This is a genomic window from Mesorhizobium sp. M2A.F.Ca.ET.039.01.1.1, assembly GCF_003998035.1.
Classification (GTDB): domain Bacteria; phylum Pseudomonadota; class Alphaproteobacteria; order Rhizobiales; family Rhizobiaceae; genus Mesorhizobium.
Genome location: NZ_RZRY01001226.1, coordinates 1 through 1123 on the forward strand (window position 1 = coordinate 1; position 1123 = coordinate 1123).

Annotated in this window: 2 protein-coding genes and 1 pseudogene; 2 read left to right on the plus strand and 1 reads right to left on the minus strand. The window is 59.8% G+C overall.

Features of this window, described 5'->3' with window-relative positions:
* Nucleotides 1–6: 6 nt before the first annotated feature.
* Nucleotides 7–138: pseudogene (locus EOA24_RS44195) on the plus strand (hypothetical protein); the annotation flags it as partial.
* A 21-nt stretch (nt 139–159) separates the two neighbouring features.
* Nucleotides 160–849 carry a 3'-5' exonuclease gene (locus tag EOA24_RS38820; protein WP_245501978.1) on the plus strand — a complete coding sequence of 230 codons (690 nt, stop codon included), beginning with the start codon at nt 160–162 and terminating at the stop codon, nt 847–849.
* Here EOA24_RS38820 and EOA24_RS42205 read toward each other — a convergent pair.
* Nucleotides 846–1123: C-terminal helicase domain-containing protein (locus EOA24_RS42205; RefSeq protein WP_189354631.1), on the minus strand; the 278-nt coding region annotated here is incomplete at its 5' end. The genes EOA24_RS38820 and EOA24_RS42205 overlap by 4 nt on opposite strands.

Sequence of the window (1123 nt, forward strand, 5' to 3'; positions counted from 1 at the left end):
GGCCTGATGACGCGGGCCGGCGTCTTTGCATCGGTCACCAGACACTATGCCAGCCGCAGCGAAAAACCGTTCACCCACATCGTTGTCGACGAAGCGCAGGATCTCGGCGTCGCCGAACTGCGTTTCCTGGCGGCCATCGCCAGGGACGAACCAGACGCTATGTTCTTCGCCGGCGATCTTGGCCAACGGATTTTCCAGCAACCGTTCTCCTGGAAGAAACTCGGCATTGATGTCCGCGGCCGGTCCACAACGCTTAAGGTCAACTATCGAACCTCGCACCAGATACGGCGTGCGGCAGATCGTCTACTTCCTGACCGGATGCGGGATGTCGACGAGAACGAAAGTCTGCGGACCGGCACGGTTTCGGTCTTCGAGGGACCAGATCCGATCGTCATCATCGAAAAGGACGAGACTGCCGAAATAGCCAGCGCGGCAAACTCGATCAAGCAAGCCTTGGCTGATGGCTTTGCCGCAAACGAGATCGGTATCTTCGTGCGGTCGGAAGCTCACCTCGACCGTGCCTTCGCGGCCGCTGAAGCTGCGGGAATTCCGGTGCGCACCTTCGTCGGCGAGGAAAAGGCTCCAACGGAAACAGCTCTGCTCGGCATTATGCACCTCGCAAAGGGTCTCGAATTCCGCCTCGTGGTCCTCATGGCATGCGACGAGGACGCGCTTCCCCTCGCCGAGCGCGTCGCCGACGTCGCCGACGATTTCGAACTTGATGAGGTCCTCGCCACGGAACGGCAACTCCTCTATGTCGCCGCGACCCGCGCCCGCGATCGTCTAATCGTCACGGCTGTGGTACCGGGCTCGCAGTACATCGACGATCTGATCGGGCGGACAGTCTAGACCATCGTCGCCGAAAACAGCTCGTCAATGTCGGTTTCCCACACCGGCGGCACAAGCATGTCCCGCGACAAGGTTCGCTTGCGCTCGAGCAGCGCATTGAGCTTGATATCGAACGAACCTTCCCCATACACAGGATGCCTAGCGATCGGAATGTAGACGGTGACGGGCTTGTCCTGCCCGATGCGAAAGACACGATCGTTGCACTGGTCCTCAACGGCAGGATTCCACCATCGGCTCAAATGTATGACGTGGTTGGCAGCGGTGATAGTGAGAC

Coding starts and splice junctions, on each gene's coding strand:
- EOA24_RS38820 (WP_245501978.1), top strand. CDS start 160: ATGTTCTTCGCCGGCGATCTTGGCCAACGGATTTTCCAGCAACCGTTC.